We start from the raw sequence: 15337 nt of genomic DNA, 5'->3' as shown, positions 1-15337 counted from the left end.
ATTTCGAACTAGCGTGGACCGCGCAGACGAAGATGCACCATCAACCGGAAGCGGACGTTGGGGTCGTCGAGATCCAACGCGGCCATACCCTTCAACTTGCTGAGGCGATACCGAAAGGTGTTGGGGTGCACGTGCAATGACGCCGCGGCGTCACCGACGTCGCCGAAGGCGTTGAGCCACGCATCAAGGGTGTCGACGAACGAGGTCGCATGGGCAGCATCGTGGCTGGCGATCGCCTCGATGGGCCCGAGGTCCGAGAATCCTTCGGCTGCGGCTTCCGACGCGATCTCCAACAGAATGGCGTCGACGTGGACGCTGCTGAAAGTGGCGACGCTGCCCGACGCTCGTCCCGCCAACAACACTTCGAGGGCATGTTCGGCGTCGCGCTTCGATCGGCTCAACTGAGCCGGTCTGGTCACGACCCGGCCGATCCCGATGATCGTGTCGCCGGACGCTCCGGTGCGGTCCAGGAAATCCGAGGCCACACGGAATGCCTGCAGCTCGGCTTCTGCGGGGGAATGCCCTCGCACAGACAGCACAGCGTAGCCGGTTCCGTTGACCAATGCAGCCGCCGACTGCGAGTGGACGGCGCCGAGATGCATGGCCAGAGCGTCGGTCAGCCGCACCACGTGGGCGGCGTCGTCCGGTTTCGACGATCCCTCGAAAGACCTACGGCCCAAGGCCATCACGAGTGCGGGACCGGTCCCGAGGCCGAGGCGATTCATCGCGTCGACCGCACCGGACCCACCGTCGAGCAGGGTTGCGATCAGGTCTGCGCGCAGTCGACGCTCGGCGTCGGCGCCGCCGCGCAACCGCAACATCTGCAGCGCGATCAACCCGGCCGAATCGCGCAGTGCACGCATCCGGTCCTCGGACATCGGCTCACCGGTTGCCACCCACATGGAGCCGAGGAACTCGTCGCCGGCTCGGATGGACACGGCGATACGTCCCATTTTTGTACCGAGGGTCTCGGCAGAGACCCACACCGGATCGTCGCTGCGATAGAGCCGGTCGAAGACCCCTGCCTCTTCGAGCACTCGAATGTACTGGTCAGGAACCTGCCGCTCCAGAACGGTCGCGATACGTGGACCGTCTCCTTCTTCCTGGCGGCCGGAGAAGGCGATGACCCGTGAGCTTCGGTCCTCGATCGTGATCGGGGCATCCAAGAGTGCGCTGACGGCGTTGGCGAAGGCGAACAGATCGCCGGCCGGTCCACCTCCGCGTGAGTGGATGTGCCCGACTTCGTTTCGGGCGGAGAGCACCGAATGAAGCAGGCTTGTCAGCTGAACCCACGAAACTCCACGCGACAGAGCCAACAGGACGACACCGGAAGAGATGACGGATTCGCGGTCCGCATCGCTGACCTCGGTGGTCACCCGCGCGACCACCACGCGCACTCCGCGCTCGGCCAGGCCGGCCACGGCCTCCGCGATACGTTGACCGCCGGTGATCCCGACCAGCAGCACCATGGAGTCAGCCGTCGAGGGTGAGTCGTCGTCGGGGTCGTGAATGACCACCGAGGCGATCTCCTGGACCGCCTCCGGGGCGCCGACAACCGGATTCAGCACCGTAGTTCCCACGTCTTCGAGAAGCCGCACCAAACTGATGCGAGGTCGTACGGTGCCCACGTCTATCACTCCTTCGTCCTGTGAACGAAGTGTGTCATAGTGATTCGTCAAAGCCGATCCATACCGATCCATTCGACCGACGTGGTAATTGCTTCGAGCAGGTCAGGGATCGGTTCGACGCCGATGCCCGGTCCTTCCGGAACTTTCACGTAACCGTCGTCGAGCACGAACGGCTCAGTGATGTCTTCGGCGAAGTACCGGTCGGAGGCTGACGTATCGCCTGGTAGGACAAATCCAGGGAGCGCGGCAAGAGCGACGTTGGCGGCCCGGCCGATTCCGGTCTCGAGCATTCCGCCGCACCACACGGCAATTCCGTTGGCCTTGCAGACGTCGTGGATTCGACGCGATTCGAGATAACCGCCGACACGTCCCGGTTTGATGTTCACCACGCTGCACGCGCCGATGGCCAGCGCGTCTGCAGTGACCTTGGCGGAGGTGATCGACTCGTCGAGACAGACGGGCGTCCGCATCATCTCGGCCAACCTGGCATGGCCGCGCAGTTCCTCTTCGGGAAGCGGCTGCTCGATCAGCAGGAGGTCGAAGTCGTCGAGCCGCTGGAGATGGCGCGCGTCAGCCAAGGTGTACGCGGTGTTCGCGTCGACCTGGAGGAGTACGTCGTCGCCGAACCGCTCGCGGACTGCGCGAACCGGCTCGATGTCCCAGCCCGGTTCGATTTTCAGTTTGATGCGTAGGTATCCGGCGTCGAGGAAGTCGCCCACCTCGTCGAGCAGTTCGTCGATCGAATTCTTGATACCCACCGAAACACCCGCGGGTACCCGATCGACCACTGCGCCGAGATACGAGGACATGCTCGTCCCGGCGGCGCGCAATTCGGCGTCGAGGAAGGCGGTTTCCAGGGCAGCTTTGGCCATCGGGTGCCCGGCGAACTGTTCCATCGTCGCGCTCAGTGCGTGCACGTCGGGATCGGTGAGTTCACCCAGAGACGGAATCAGGAACTTGCGAAGGACTTCGGCGGCGCCGTCCGTGTATTCGGAGCAGTAGCGAGGATCGGACATCGCTACGCACTCGCCCCAGCCCTCCGACTCCGAGGTGACGACCTTGACGAACAACACGTCCTTGGTGGTCTCCGTGCCGAACGAGGTTCGAAACGGCGCCTTCAACGGCATTGCTGCCCGGCGTAATTCAACTCCGTCGATCTTCACGATGTAACCTCCGCTGTTGTCCTGCCTGCCTGTGTTCCCGGCGCACGGTCCAGCACGTACTTTCCGGTTCTGGTAACTGCGAGAACCACTCCGTTCTCGGCGAGCACGCCCCCGAGAGTTTCGCGGACGGCCAGTCGCCAATCGTTCGCCGCCACCGGGTCCGACTTGCGCAGTGCGTACACGTCATTCGGTGTAGCCACCGTGACGAAACGATTCTTCGTCGACTTCAACACGGGCAGGCCGGCTTCGGAGACGGACAGCAGTTCGCTCGCCCCCAAGGACTCGGGAGTCGGGACTTCTCCCGAACCGGCGACGACGTCGGAAACCTTGCTGCTACCGATCTCCCAGTCGATCAACAACCGGTCGCTGTCTGCGCCGCCGTTGAGACTGTCGTTCATCGGCGCGTAGAAACGCGGCAGATACTGGACCGGAAACGCACCGAGTTTCGAGACGTTGAAATAGGCATTGCGCGCGACGAGCGGGTCGAAAGTCCACCGCACGTGGAGGATTCCCCGTTCCAGTGCCCACGCCCGCTGGAACAGTTTCAACGCCAGGCCGATGTGCCCGTTCTGCACGTTCGGGAGAATCCCCGTGATGTGAGAATGCAACGAACGATGTTGTGGCTCTTCGAAGAAGGCGACCGAGCCACCGATCAGGTCTCCGCCACGAAAAGCACCGGCGACGTAATTACCGGAGTGCGAGAGTGCTTTCATCATGTCCCGGTGTACGGGCGGATTTCCGCTCTCCGGCTGCCATACCTTCTCGAACAAGCCGAATACCTGTTCCAACTCGGCATGCCCGGTGACGGTTTCGATGGTCACACACGCAAGCAGAGCGGCCTGTTCGGCTTGGCTGATCGCCTGACGCATCCGCGAAGGCGAAACACCTCCCACCGGTTGAGCAATCTTGCGTTGGACATTGTTCGGCGACGTCATCGTCACAGTCCTCCCTCCAGGACTCGAGTCACCAGACCGGCCAGCAACGTGGCGCGCGGGATCATCTGATCTATCTCTACGTGTTCTGTGGCTGCATGGGCCCCACCGCCGACGGCACCGAGGCCGTCCAACGTCGGGGTTCCGACTGCAGCGGTGAAGTTTCCGTCCGAGGCACCGCCGACGGCGCAGTCGCGCAGCATCCCCAACCCGCTCTCACTGCTGACCTGATGAGCGAGAAAGTACAGCTTCTCCGACGACGCGGATTCCAGGGGCCCACGGTTGGGTCCTCCGGTCACCGAAATTCGACTTTCGGCCAGCACCGGCACCAGCGCGCGGATCGAACGATCGATGCGTTCCTGTTCCTTCGCCGACCACATTCGAACGTCACACCACAGTTGTGCTTGCGCTGCAACGGTATTGGTGGTGGTTCCGCCACTGATCACCGACGGCACCACCGATGTTCCCGCCGACGGATCCGCGAGCTCCACAACCGCCTGAATCTGATGCGCCAGTTCCACGACAGCGTTCACACCTCGCTCCGGTTCCAATCCGGCGTGCGCAGCGCGTCCCTCGATGTCGACGCAGTACAGCGACATACCCTTGCGCGCGGTCTTCACCGCGCCGTCGGCGGCGGCCTCGAGGACCAACACAGCGTCGACCTGACGCGCTTGCTCCTCGATCAGTGCGCGCGAGGTCGGGGAGCCGATCTCCTCGTCGGAATTGAGGAGCACGACCACTCCGTCGAGCGACGGAAGCGATGCGAGCGCATGAAAGAGCTGGACGATGCCGGCCTTCATGTCGAAGACTCCGGGTCCGGTGGCGATGTTGTCGGTGACCGACCAGGGCAACTCCGCGAGCGTTCCGAGCGGCCAGACAGTGTCGAAATGGCCCAGGAGCATCACCTTCGGTTCCGTGCCGAAGGACCAACGCAAGTGCTGACGACCGTCGATGCGAATACGTTCCGGTGCGCTCCCGAGATGGCGTTCACCGATCTCGGCCACCACGTCCGCACATGCATCGACTGCGCTGAGGTCGGAACTGGGCGACTCGGCGGTTACCAGTGCCGCCAGGTCCGCCACCATTGTCTTCTTGTCCACTCCGACGCTCTCCTGTCACCGACTTGCAACTTCGCAAGTTCAGCTTGGTCGAACCACCCCGGTCGGATCTTGTCGAAGACTCCTGTCCTTCGGGCCGGGATTCGTCGTGTGCCACGAACGGCTGTCTGTAATAGGCAGCCGTGTCATGAAGCAGGTGTGTCAGGTTCCGATCTCGGTTCGAGCGGCTAACAGCTCGGGGAAGAAGCTCAACTCCAACGCACGTTGCAGGAACCCGGCACCACCACTCGATCCGCCGGTCCCCTTCTTCATGCCGATCACGCGCAGCACCGTCCGAAGGTGCCGGAACCGCCACAACTGGAAGCTCTCCTCGAGGTCGACCAACTCCTCGAATGCCTCGTACGCCGTCCAGTGCTGTTCGACGTTTTCGTAGATCGCCTTGACCAGCGGAATCAACTCGTCGTTGCGCACGTAGGGCGCGCTGACGTCTCGTTCGAGAGCCGACGCCGGAACGTCGTAGCCCTGCCTGGACAGGTATCGCCAGAACTCGTCGTACAGTGTCGGCTCCCCGAGCAGGGTCTCCAACAATCGATGGGCGGACGGATCCGATTCGAACACCTTCAGCATGCCGGCGTTCTTGTTTCCGAGCACGAATTCCACGGCGCGGTACTGGTACGACTGGAACCCCGACGAGTTGCCGAGAACGCCTCTGAACTCCGCGTACTCCGCCGGCGTCAGTGTCGCCAACACCGACCACTGCTCAGTCAGTGTGGCCTGAATGTGTTTGACGCGCGCGATGCGCTTGAAAGCGACCCGGATGTCGTCGGCAGCTATAGCTGCTCTGGCCGCCCGTATCTCGTGGAGAAACAGCTTGAGCCACAACTCGCTGGTCTGGTGCTGAATGATGAACAAGAGTTCGTCGTGGTGCTCCGGATCGCTCACCGGATGCTGCGAATCCAGGAGTGTATCGAGTCCGAGGTAGGCCCCGTAACTCATCTTCTCGGAAAAATCGGTGACGACGTCGTCTTCGATCTTTCGTGTGCCGTCCGTTGCCGACATCTTCGGTCTCCTTCTCAGAATTTCGCCGGGGTCTGCGGAACGATCATGGCCACCAATGCGGCAGCGCTCGTCGCTCCGACCAGGACTCCGAACGCAGCCATGTACGAGAACTGGTCCACCATCCATCCCATCACGAGCGGCGTGACGAAACCGGCGAACTGACCACAACCGTTGATCAAACCCATTCCGGAACCGAGGAATTCGGCAGGAAGTGCCCTCAACGGCATCGCGAAGATCGACATCGAACACAGACCGCTGATTCCTAGAGCCAAGGTCTCGTAGAACGTGAACATCGCCACGGTGTCGGCGGTGGTCATCAGGAACAACAGGACTGCCGACGTGGCCATACACGGAACCAGAAGAATCCGGGCCCGGTCGTGGAAGTACTTGTCCACCAATCGCCCGCCCAGAATCGTGGCCAAAGCCGTGACGATGAAGGGGATCGCGGCGAAGATCCCCGTGTCGATCAGCGAGAACCCCTTGTCGTTGAGCAGATAACTCGGCACCCAGGTCATCAGCCCGTACGCGGACATGTTGCTCAGACAGAACAGAATCGCAAACTTCCAGACGGACGCGGACTTGAACACCGCGGCGCGCGAGTGAGCACTCGCCAGCGGTTGCAGCGCAGCCTCGGGATCTTCCGAGATCTTCGTGTCCAACGGTGCCGGCAGCACCAACCACACCACCGTGCCGATCGCGGCGCCGACGATCGCCACCAGCCAGAACGCGTCACGCCACCCCACCGCCATGAGAACCGGTGCGATGATCAGCGGTGCGACGCCAGGGCCGAGATTGTTGGCGCCGAGCATGAAACCCATCGCGGTTGCTCTGGTTTTCGGACGCGTCCGCTCTGCCAACGCCTTGAACGACGCAGCCGGAAAGAGCCCCTGGCTGATGCCGAACATCGCACGCATGACCATCAGCGAGACGAGACCCCACGCGAACCCTGTCAATGCGGTGAACACCGACCACAGGATCAAAGCCACGATCAACAGTGGCCGGGGTCCGTAGCGGTCGGCCAGCATGCCGCCGGGGACCTGCCCGAGCATGTAGAAGATCGCGAAGACCGAGACTACTCCGCCCAACTGTGTACTGCTGAGGGAGAATTCGTCGCCGATCATCGGAAGCGCAAGCCCGATCATCACACGATCCACCATGTCGATCAACCAGATCGTACTGAGCAGTCCGACCGTAACGGTGGTTGTGCGTCGAATCGACTTGTTGTCCATCATTGTTCGAACCGCTCCACCACTTGTGTGCGATGGTTCTTCGACTGTGACGCGTTCCGCCTTCATCAAGCCTCCCGGATTGTCTTGTGCCGCATGGACTAGAACATTGAAAGCCTGATGAAGTGTGACAGCGAACACGTCTACCGCATTGGTTCGTCCCACCAATACCCGAAGCAACGTTTGGTCGATCGGAACATGTTCTGCCCCAACAGATGACAAATGCCGCCGACACACACGGTGTCGGCGGCATTCGAGGTCGAGTCGTTACTGCATTACGTGCGATTGGCGACTGCCACGATCGTCGAGACGCCTGCGGCCGCGAGCCGAGCATTGACAGTGATCAGACCGAGAATGTCGTCGACGCTGCCGAGTGTGTGCGAAATCGTACGATCCGAAATCCGTCGCGAGCCGGGAACAGCCTCGGCCAGTTCAGCTCCCGTGGTGGTGGGGTGAACGATCTCGAGGGTCCATTCGTCACGCAGCTCGACCGGCTTCAGTGTGTCGGCCTTGCGCACTGCACGCTCGGCGCCTGCTCGGATCTGCTCGCACGCCAGCGACGGCGGCAGCGAATTGGTTGCCGACCAACCGTGCGCCTTCTTCACCTCGACGGTCTCCGTGGTCGGCGAGGCCGCGTCCACCAGGCCGCAGATGATGTCGTCACCCGTCACCAGGCCGACGGGAACGCCTTGCGTCGCAGCGTAGAGAGTGTTGACGTCGGTCTCGGAGACGGACTTACCGTCGAGGCGGACGTCCGCGAACAAACTCGAGAACGTGTGAGCCAGGACGCCGGGGCCACCGGCGGGTGCGTGGTAGCCGACGAACAGGGCGACGTCGTGATCGGACGTCAGTCCCTCCGCCATGCACTGCATCTTCGGTGTTCCGAAGATCAGACGCGCCCGTGGATCCAGGTCGGCGTGAAGCAGATTGTCCATCGTTCCGTGGCTGTCGTTGACCAGGACGCTCGTCGCACCGGCGTCGAACGCACCGGCGATCGCAGCATTGGTCTCGGCGGTCATGAGCATCTGCGCACGGTGGTAGCCGCCACCGCCGCGGATCGTCTGATCGAGCGTCGCGATACCCGCGATACCCTCCATGTCCACCGAAATATAGACGTGCATTCCTGTCCTCCATCGATCTCAATCGGCTGAATTGATAACTTCGCTTTCACCTTCACACTCGAGCGCATCCGTTTCTTGTCCGCTCGAACGGTGAGTCGGCCTCCATTTGGGACGTTCACACCAGAATCCGATACCCGAGCCGTGAAACCATCGGGACATTCGCCGGGCCAGGCGGTTCGACCAACGACAGGAGTGCAGCGCTGATGCAGGTCCACGACATCGTGTTCACCGGCGGCCGCGTCGTCGATCCCGCATCGGGAACCGACGACGTTCGGGGCATCGCGATCACCGGCGGCAAGGTCTCGGCGTGGGGTCACGACGCGATCGAAGCCCGGCAAACGATCGACGTGACCGGTCAGGTGATCTGCCCCGGATTCATCGACCTGCACAGCCACGGACAGGAAATCGCCGAGCAGCGACTTCAGGCGTTGGACGGAGTCACCACGGCCCTCGAACTGGAAGCCGGTGTCATTCCTGTCGCGAAAGCATATGCGCGGGCCGGCGCCGAGGGCCGCCCGATCAACTACGGCTACGCGACGTCGTGGGCTCACGCCCGAATGATCGAACTCTCGGGAGCCGATCCCGACGGCGACATCAGAACGCTCCTGCACCATCTCGGTTCCCCGAGCTGGCAGGGCGAACCATCTGCCTCGCAGCGTGCACACATTCTCGAACTTCTCGAAAACGATCTGGCCGCAGGCGCTCTCGGTATCGGAGTGGTGGTCGGGTACGCCCCGAAATCCGATCCGACCGAGTACTTGCAGGTGGCGAATCTCGCGGCCCGCGCCGGTGTTCCCACCTACACCCATGCGCGCCCGCTCATCTCGGCCGATCCGTCGAGCCCGGTGGACGGTGCCGTCGAAATCGCCTGTGCAGCAGCCGAAACCGGCGCACACATGCACTACTGCCACGTCAACAGCACCTCGGGAATGCACGTCGACCATGCACTGTCGGTGGTGGCACAAGTTCAGGCTGCCGGATCACGCGTCACGACGGAGGCGTATCCGTACGGTTCCGGGTCGACGGCCGTCGGCGCTGCGTTTCTCGATCCCGACAAACTTCATCTGATGAATCTGACACCACGATCGCTGACATTCGTACCCACCGGTGAACGTATCGCGGACCGCAAACAGCTGGAACACCTTCGGGCAACCGACCCCGGTGGACTGGTGCTGGTGGAGTTCCTCGACGAGAACGACACCGTGCAGCGTGAGTTCCTCGAAAGGGCGATGACTTTCGACCGCGCCGCCATCGCGAGCGACGCGATGCCACTGACCTGGCCTGGCCGTTCGTCTGCCGATGCATTGCAGTGGCCGTTGCCGGAGAAGGCACTCGGCCATCCCCGCGGCGCCGGTACCTATGCGCGTGCGATTCGCACCCTGTACCGCGAGCGCCAACTGCTGTCGCTGTCGGAGATCATCGCGCGCTGCTCGTTGATCCCCGCGCAGATTCTGGAGGAGTCGGTTCCCTCGATGGCGTCGAAAGGTCGGATCAGCCCCGGTAGCGACGCGGACATCCTCGTTTTCGACCCCGAGCGGATCACCGACAACGCCACCTACATCGACGGCACTCGCCCCTCCACCGGAATCAGCCGCGTGCTCGTCGGCGGAGTACCCGTCGTCGAAGGCGGTGCCGTGGTCGAGGACGCGTTGCCCGGTCGTCCGGTACGCCGCTCGTAGCCCGATTACGTTCTGACCTGCATAGTTCTGACAGAAAGTCACTACACATGAACACTTCGTCTGCAATCAACGGCACAATCGATGCCATGACGGATTTCGCGAACCCCCCGATCGGTTGGCAGCACAAGGCATTCGGCACCGACCTCGAAGGTCGCGACGGCTCCGACCTCGAGCCACTGGCGATCTCTGCACTCGACGGCAACCTCCTACTACCCGTGATGACACTCAATCGTGCAGCGATCGAGCACAACGTCGACCTCATGGCGCAGTTCTGTTCCGATCACGACGTGGATCTGGCGCCCCACGCGAAGACCACGATGAGCCCCGAACTGGTTCGTCGCCAACTCGACGCCGGTGCTTGGGCGATGACGGCGGCAACCGTTGCGCAGGCACGCATTCTGCGTGAATTCGGTGTGGACACGATCATCATCGCCAGCCAGGTTCTCGATCCCGCCGGCATTCGGTGGATCTGCGACGCTCAGGCCACCGACCCTGATTTCTTCGTCACCACCCTCGTCGACTCCGTCGAGAGCGTCCGGCTGATGGAACAGTTGATAGCGAAAGTATCACCGGCCAGCCGTATCCGGGTTCTCGTCGAACTCGGATACGACAGCGGACGCGCGGGTGCTCGCACTGTCGAGCAAGCTCTCGACGTTGCACGTGCGGCGGCGCAGGCTCCTTCGTTGACAGTCACCGGAGTCGAGGGATTCGAGGGCATGATGCCCGGAGCCTCGGTGGCCGCCCGTCGCATTTCCGTCGATTCATATCTCAAATCCGCGCGGGTGTTCACGGAAATCTGTGTCGCCGAGAACCTGTTCGAGAACAACTCCGCGAAGGCTCCCAGGCCACTGGTCACGTTCGGCGGCAGCGCTTTCCACGATCTTGTGGTGCGCGAGCTGGCCGGCCGCTGGGCACTCGACAACGGTGTACGCGTCGTCCTGCGCAGCGGTTGCTACATCACCCACGATCACGGTCTCTATGCCGAGACTTCGCCGTGGGCGGATGGTCCGCGAACCCTGCAGGGAGCCGCTGAGGTCTGGGGCGTAGTGCTCTCCATACCTGAGCCCGGCCGCGCGATCCTGGGCTTCGGTCGTCGCGACGTCGGATCCGACGCAGGCTTCCCCATAGTCCTGTGGCGCCGACGCGACGGATCCAACCGATCGGCGCGAGAGCTGACGATCACCGCCCTCAACGACCAGCACGCGTACGTCGACGTTCCAGCTGACTTCGACGTGAAGGTCGGCGATCTGCTCGGTTGCGGAATCTCGCACCCCTGCACCACGTTCGACAAGTGGTCACTGATTCCCGAGGTGGACTCGGACTACCGCGTCGTCGGTACGGTGCACACCTACTTCTGAGAGACCGGTTTCGGTAGTTCCTCGTCAGTCGTCCTTCGAATCACGCGGCAATTCGACGCGGAACGTCGTCCCTTGCCCGAGGGCCGTCTCGACGCTGACGGTTCCGGCGTGCGCGGCAACCAAGGCCGAAACAATGGACAAGCCGAGACCGGCGCCTCCGGTCTCGCGGGTGCGAGAGGTGTCCGCGCGGTAGAAACGCTCGAAGATCCGCGCGGCATCCTCTTCACTCAGGCCCTGACCGGTATCCGAAACCTCGACCACCGCGGAGTTCCCGGTTGTACCGACACGAACTGTGACCTGTGCATCCGACGGCGTGTGTTTGATCGCGTTGCCCACCAGATTGGCGACTACCTGACGCAGTCTGGCCTCGTCGCCGTGCACCTCGGGTAGGCCTGGGCCGCCGGTCATCTGCAGTTTGACGATTCGATCCGGTGCGATCGCTCGCGCCGCCTGTACCGAATCCGCCGCAACTGCAAGCAGATCTACCGGCTTGTTCTCGAGCGGTCGCTGTTCGTCGAGTCTGGCCAGCATGAGTAGGTCCTCGACCAGAAGACCCATCCTCGACGCCTCGCCCTCGATTCGGTTCATCAGCGTTGCCGTATCCGTCATCGCGCCTTGGCGATACAACTCGGCGAATCCACGGATAGTCGTCAAGGGTGTGCGCAACTCGTGGCTGGCGTCGCCGACAAATCTACGCATCTTCTCCTCGGAACGCCGTGCTGATTCCTCCGAAGCCTCGGTCGCAGCAAATGCGTGTTGAATCTGCGCGAGCATTCCGTTGAGTGCCACGGACAATCGGCCGACTTCGGTGCGGTCGTCACGCTCCGGAACTCGTCGATGAAGGTCGCCGGCGGCAATGGCAGCGGCGGTTTCCTCCACCTCGACCAGGGGACGCAGGCTCCGGCGAACGACGAAATACGCTCCGCCGCCGAGGATCAGCAGAACAACCAGACCGATGCCGAGTTGCAGCCCGACCAAGTCGTCGACGGTCTGCTCGTTATCCGTCAGTCGCACACCGATAGTCGTGGTCGTGCCTTCGCGGACCGTCGTGAGAACTCGCCAGTTCACGTCGGAACCATCGCTCGATCCGACGGTGATCGGACCGTTGGTGGAATCTTTGGACAGGTCGGGTTCGGTGGTCGTCGACTTGTCGTTCAGGACGATCACCCGACCGTCCGGGGTCACTGTCCGGACGAAGAAGGGGCTGGGTGGGCGGGTGCCCGGGCCGACGTCACTGGGCGGCTGTAGATCTCTTGTGTGCGGCTTTGCCCAACCGTCGACCGCCTCGTACAGCGTTTTGTCGGTTCGCTGGGTCAGTGAATTCTCGAGCGCCGAAGTGACCGCCACGCCCGACGCCAACAACCCCAGCGCCGCCAACACCAGCAAGGCCGCAACCAGGGTGAAGCGCAGCGGCAGTGAGTGGAGACGGAAACGACCCCGCTTCGGAAGCTGATCGTTTTCCGCGGCGGCGATCATTGCCGCGGTTCACGCATCACGTAGCCGACCCCACGCAACGTGTGGATCAGCGGCGTCTCCCCCGTATCCACCTTGCGACGTAGGTAGGACACGTAGGACTCGACAACTCCGACCTCCCCGCCGAAATCGTAGTTCCAGACATGGTCGAGAATCCGAGGCTTGCTGAGAACAGTCCCGGCGTTGACCATGAAGTATCGGAGCAATGTGAACTCGGTGGGCGAGAGTGCAACCAGTTCGCCCTTCTTCCAGACCTCGCGGGTGTCGTCGTCGAGTTCGATGTCGGCGAACTTCACCCGCGGCGACTGCTCCGGCGCGACACCGCGGCCGGCGCGGCGCAGGATGACCCGCAACCTCGTCACGACCTCTTCGAGGCTGAACGGCTTGGTCACGTAGTCGTCCGCGCCGAGGGTCAGGCCGCTGATCTTGTCGTCGAGCGAATCCTTCGCCGTCAGAAACAGGACCGGTGCGTCCACACCGTCGGCACGGAGGCGTCGAAGCAGACCGAAGCCGTCCATCCCGGGCATCATGACGTCGAGAACAATCGCGTCGGGACGGAATGTCCGTGCGACGTCCAGGCCTTGGGCGCCGCTCGATGCAGTTGCCACCTCGAAGCCCTGGAACCGGAGGCTCACGGAGAGCAACTCCACGATGGTGGGTTCGTCGTCGACGACGAGGATGCGGGCTTCAGGGGTCTTGTCGGTCACGAGAACTATCTTCTCCCCTGCCACTGGATTCTCGCTGTATGTTCCCTGGGAGCTTCCTGTGAACGGCTGGGTGCAGGTGAATGGCCGGGTGCAGGTGAAATGCTGGGGGGCAGGCCCACGAACCGGAAGGATGCGGCATGTCACTACCTCCACTGTGGAACATGGAATGCTTGACCTGGCGTATTCCTCTGTTCACCAACAACTCCGATCCCGGCGAGGATCCCGGCTTCGCGGCGCCGGAGTCTTGGGCACAAGCCCTCGCGGCTGTTGCCCAAGATCTGCGTTGCCTGCGATTCGGACCTGAAGTTGTTGTCGATCGTCTGATCTGGGAATTTTCGATAAACAGCGACTACAACGTCACGATCGGCTGGCAAGGCGCACGTGACATCAGCGGATTCAGCTACTTCAACGCACTGTCGATGGATACTGAATTCGCGGACGCTGCGGTGTGGGTCGCCGATATCGTTCAGACCAAATTGGCCGGATACGACTTCGTTCAGTGGCCGAGCCGAGGGCGCCATCTGCTTCTTCCTCGACTTCGAGACGGGGAACCGGTGTGGATGGATCCGCACGGCGATGTGACGATCAGTCGTATCGGCGAGTTGTGCGAAAATTCGACGAATTATGCAGCAACGTAGCCCAGTTCAAATCGCTCAGCTCTACGGTTCGGTGGCGTCCGCGCTGGTCGGCGGTGTGGTGGCCGCGTACGCAGTGGCCGAGTCTCGAGTTGACGACTTCTCGTTCTCCGACGGCCTCACCTCGGTGGTGATCACGCCGCAGTGGGCGGGAGCAACCGCCGCTGTGGTTGCGGCGGTCGGTGTTGCGCTACTACATCGCTGGGGACGTGGCGGACTCGCGACCGTCTTCGCTGCAGTTGGCGCCCTCGTCATCGCGCTACCTGCATTCGTCCCTGTCTCCGCCTCGATATCGGTGACCCTGAACGCAATGGGAGCCGGCATTTTCCTCGCGGCGGCGGCATATCCGACGAAGAGTCACCGCGCAGCACAAATTGCTCTCGCACTCGGGGTGACCGCGACGACCCTGTACTTCGGCGCCGCAGACTTGTGGCGCGATCGCGTCGCCAGGTGGTCGCTCACACTTCCGGGCGATTCCTACCCCGCGCCGTCCACGGTTCCCGTCTGGATCCTGCTCGCTGCAACCCTTCTCGTGGGTGGAGTCGCCGCAGTCGCACGACCGCCTCAGGAGCCTGGCGACATCGACACACGCCTGGTGACGCTGGGAGTTGTTCTGCCCCTGGCATTCACGGCTCTCTATGTGTCGTTGGGCTCGACGTCGACATCACCTGGGTCCTGGGTGACTGCAGTGGCGATCGCGGTTGCCGTAACGGTCGCGCTGGCTTGGCGCTTGTCGCCACACGACGACCGTTTCATACTCGTCGGACTGGCAGTCAGCGCGGTTTCAATCAGCACGACCCGCTTTTCGTCCGACTGGACTTGGGCGATGCCCGCGGGCGCTGCTGCCCTGGCGCTCGGTGTCGTCGTCGGCTGGAAAAGACCGATGCCCCAACTCGGGCTGGGACTCCTTGGCGTGACCGCACTCTCGGGATTGTCGGACAGCCCCCTGACCACGGTTTCGTACGTCGTTGTCCTGCCGCTCGCATTGGGATTGGCCGTCACGTCTTGCCTGCCTGTTGCCGTCGGTGCAGTCTCCAGCGGGGCGGTACTGCCCTTCACTCTTACGCTGTTCTCGGTTTCAGCGACCTTCTTGGAGCCGGCCGCGCAAGATTTCGGGTGGTCGAACGGTCCGCTCGTCGAACACGGCCCTGTCACGGTGAACACGCCGATTCCTCTGGCTGTTCTCACTGCAACGGCGACGATCGTGGTGGCCATGGTGGCCATCCATTTGAAGCGGGTTCGACCGGCGGTGGTGACCTAAATCGCCACCTGATCAGGTCGTAGCGCAGAATTCTGTT

13 protein-coding genes are annotated in these 15337 nt (G+C 62.6%); 4 read left to right on the top strand and 9 right to left on the bottom strand.

The genetic code is table 11. The annotated features are described in order from the left end of the window. Nucleotides 1-8: 8 nt before the first annotated feature. From ACFQ6Y_RS16275 to ACFQ6Y_RS16245, 7 genes are all read right to left on the bottom strand, one after another. Nucleotides 9-1628 (bottom strand): PucR family transcriptional regulator, encoded by a 1620-nt coding sequence (locus tag ACFQ6Y_RS16275; protein WP_378634515.1) that lies wholly within the window; start codon nt 1626-1628, stop codon nt 9-11. A gap of 47 nt (nt 1629-1675) precedes the next feature. Next, the gene (gene menC, locus ACFQ6Y_RS16270) at nt 1676-2791 is read right to left on the bottom strand and encodes an o-succinylbenzoate synthase (RefSeq protein ID WP_378634511.1); all 1116 of its coding nucleotides are present in this window, start codon (nt 2789-2791) and stop codon (nt 1676-1678) included. Beyond that, nucleotides 2788-3726 carry a GNAT family N-acetyltransferase gene (locus tag ACFQ6Y_RS16265; protein WP_378634507.1) on the bottom strand — a complete coding sequence of 313 codons (939 nt, stop codon included), beginning with the start codon at nt 3724-3726 and terminating at the stop codon, nt 2788-2790. Before ACFQ6Y_RS16265 ends, menC begins: the two co-directional genes overlap by 4 nt. Nucleotides 3727-3728: 2 nt before the next feature. Further along, complete coding sequence (locus tag ACFQ6Y_RS16260; protein ID WP_378634502.1) at nt 3729-4823, bottom strand: M20 family metallopeptidase; 1095 nt, start codon at nt 4821-4823, stop codon at nt 3729-3731. 159 nt (nt 4824-4982) lie between these two features. Beyond that, entirely contained in the window at nt 4983-5840 is an 858-nt protein-coding gene (locus ACFQ6Y_RS16255) for a tryptophan 2,3-dioxygenase (RefSeq protein WP_378547714.1), read from the bottom strand. Nucleotides 5841-5854: 14 nt separating this feature from the next. Then, on the bottom strand, nt 5855-7072 hold the full coding sequence (locus tag ACFQ6Y_RS16250; protein ID WP_378634499.1) for an MFS transporter: 1218 nt from the start codon (nt 7070-7072) through the stop codon (nt 5855-5857). Between the two features lie 269 nt (nt 7073-7341). Further along, nucleotides 7342-8187 (bottom strand): M55 family metallopeptidase, encoded by an 846-nt coding sequence (locus tag ACFQ6Y_RS16245; RefSeq protein ID WP_007734371.1) that lies wholly within the window; start codon nt 8185-8187, stop codon nt 7342-7344. 203 nt (nt 8188-8390) lie between these two features. On the opposite strand from ACFQ6Y_RS16245, the gene ACFQ6Y_RS16240 reads away from it, so the two are divergent. Continuing rightward, complete coding sequence (locus ACFQ6Y_RS16240; RefSeq protein WP_378634494.1) at nt 8391-9866, top strand: amidohydrolase family protein; 1476 nt, start codon at nt 8391-8393, stop codon at nt 9864-9866. A 47-nt stretch (nt 9867-9913) separates the two neighbouring features. Next, nucleotides 9914-11224: an alanine racemase gene (locus ACFQ6Y_RS16235; RefSeq protein WP_378634490.1), complete on the top strand. Its 1311-nt coding sequence runs from the start codon at nt 9914-9916 to the stop codon at nt 11222-11224. Nucleotides 11225-11248: 24 nt separating this feature from the next. Here the strand turns inward: ACFQ6Y_RS16235 and ACFQ6Y_RS16230 are convergent, their stop codons facing one another. Next, nucleotides 11249-12700 (bottom strand): sensor histidine kinase, encoded by a 1452-nt coding sequence (locus ACFQ6Y_RS16230; RefSeq protein WP_378634485.1) that lies wholly within the window; start codon nt 12698-12700, stop codon nt 11249-11251. Then, nucleotides 12697-13404: a response regulator transcription factor gene (locus tag ACFQ6Y_RS16225; RefSeq protein WP_003945656.1), complete on the bottom strand. Its 708-nt coding sequence runs from the start codon at nt 13402-13404 to the stop codon at nt 12697-12699. Before ACFQ6Y_RS16225 ends, ACFQ6Y_RS16230 begins: the two co-directional genes overlap by 4 nt. 137 nt (nt 13405-13541) lie before the next feature. Here ACFQ6Y_RS16225 and ACFQ6Y_RS16220 point away from each other — a divergent pair, with 137 nt between their 5' ends. Beyond that, nucleotides 13542-14042: a hypothetical protein gene (locus tag ACFQ6Y_RS16220; RefSeq protein ID WP_378547732.1), complete on the top strand. Its 501-nt coding sequence runs from the start codon at nt 13542-13544 to the stop codon at nt 14040-14042. Next, the gene (locus tag ACFQ6Y_RS16215) at nt 14029-15300 is read left to right on the top strand and encodes a hypothetical protein (protein WP_378634479.1); all 1272 of its coding nucleotides are present in this window, start codon (nt 14029-14031) and stop codon (nt 15298-15300) included. Before ACFQ6Y_RS16220 ends, ACFQ6Y_RS16215 begins: the two co-directional genes overlap by 14 nt. Nucleotides 15301-15337: the final 37 nt, after the last annotated feature.

The organism is Rhodococcus sp. NPDC056516 (assembly GCF_042794655.1).
Classification (GTDB): domain Bacteria; phylum Actinomycetota; class Actinomycetes; order Mycobacteriales; family Mycobacteriaceae; genus Rhodococcus_F.
The sequence above is the reverse complement of the archived record's forward strand: the minus strand, read 5'-3'. Positions and strand labels throughout refer to the sequence as shown.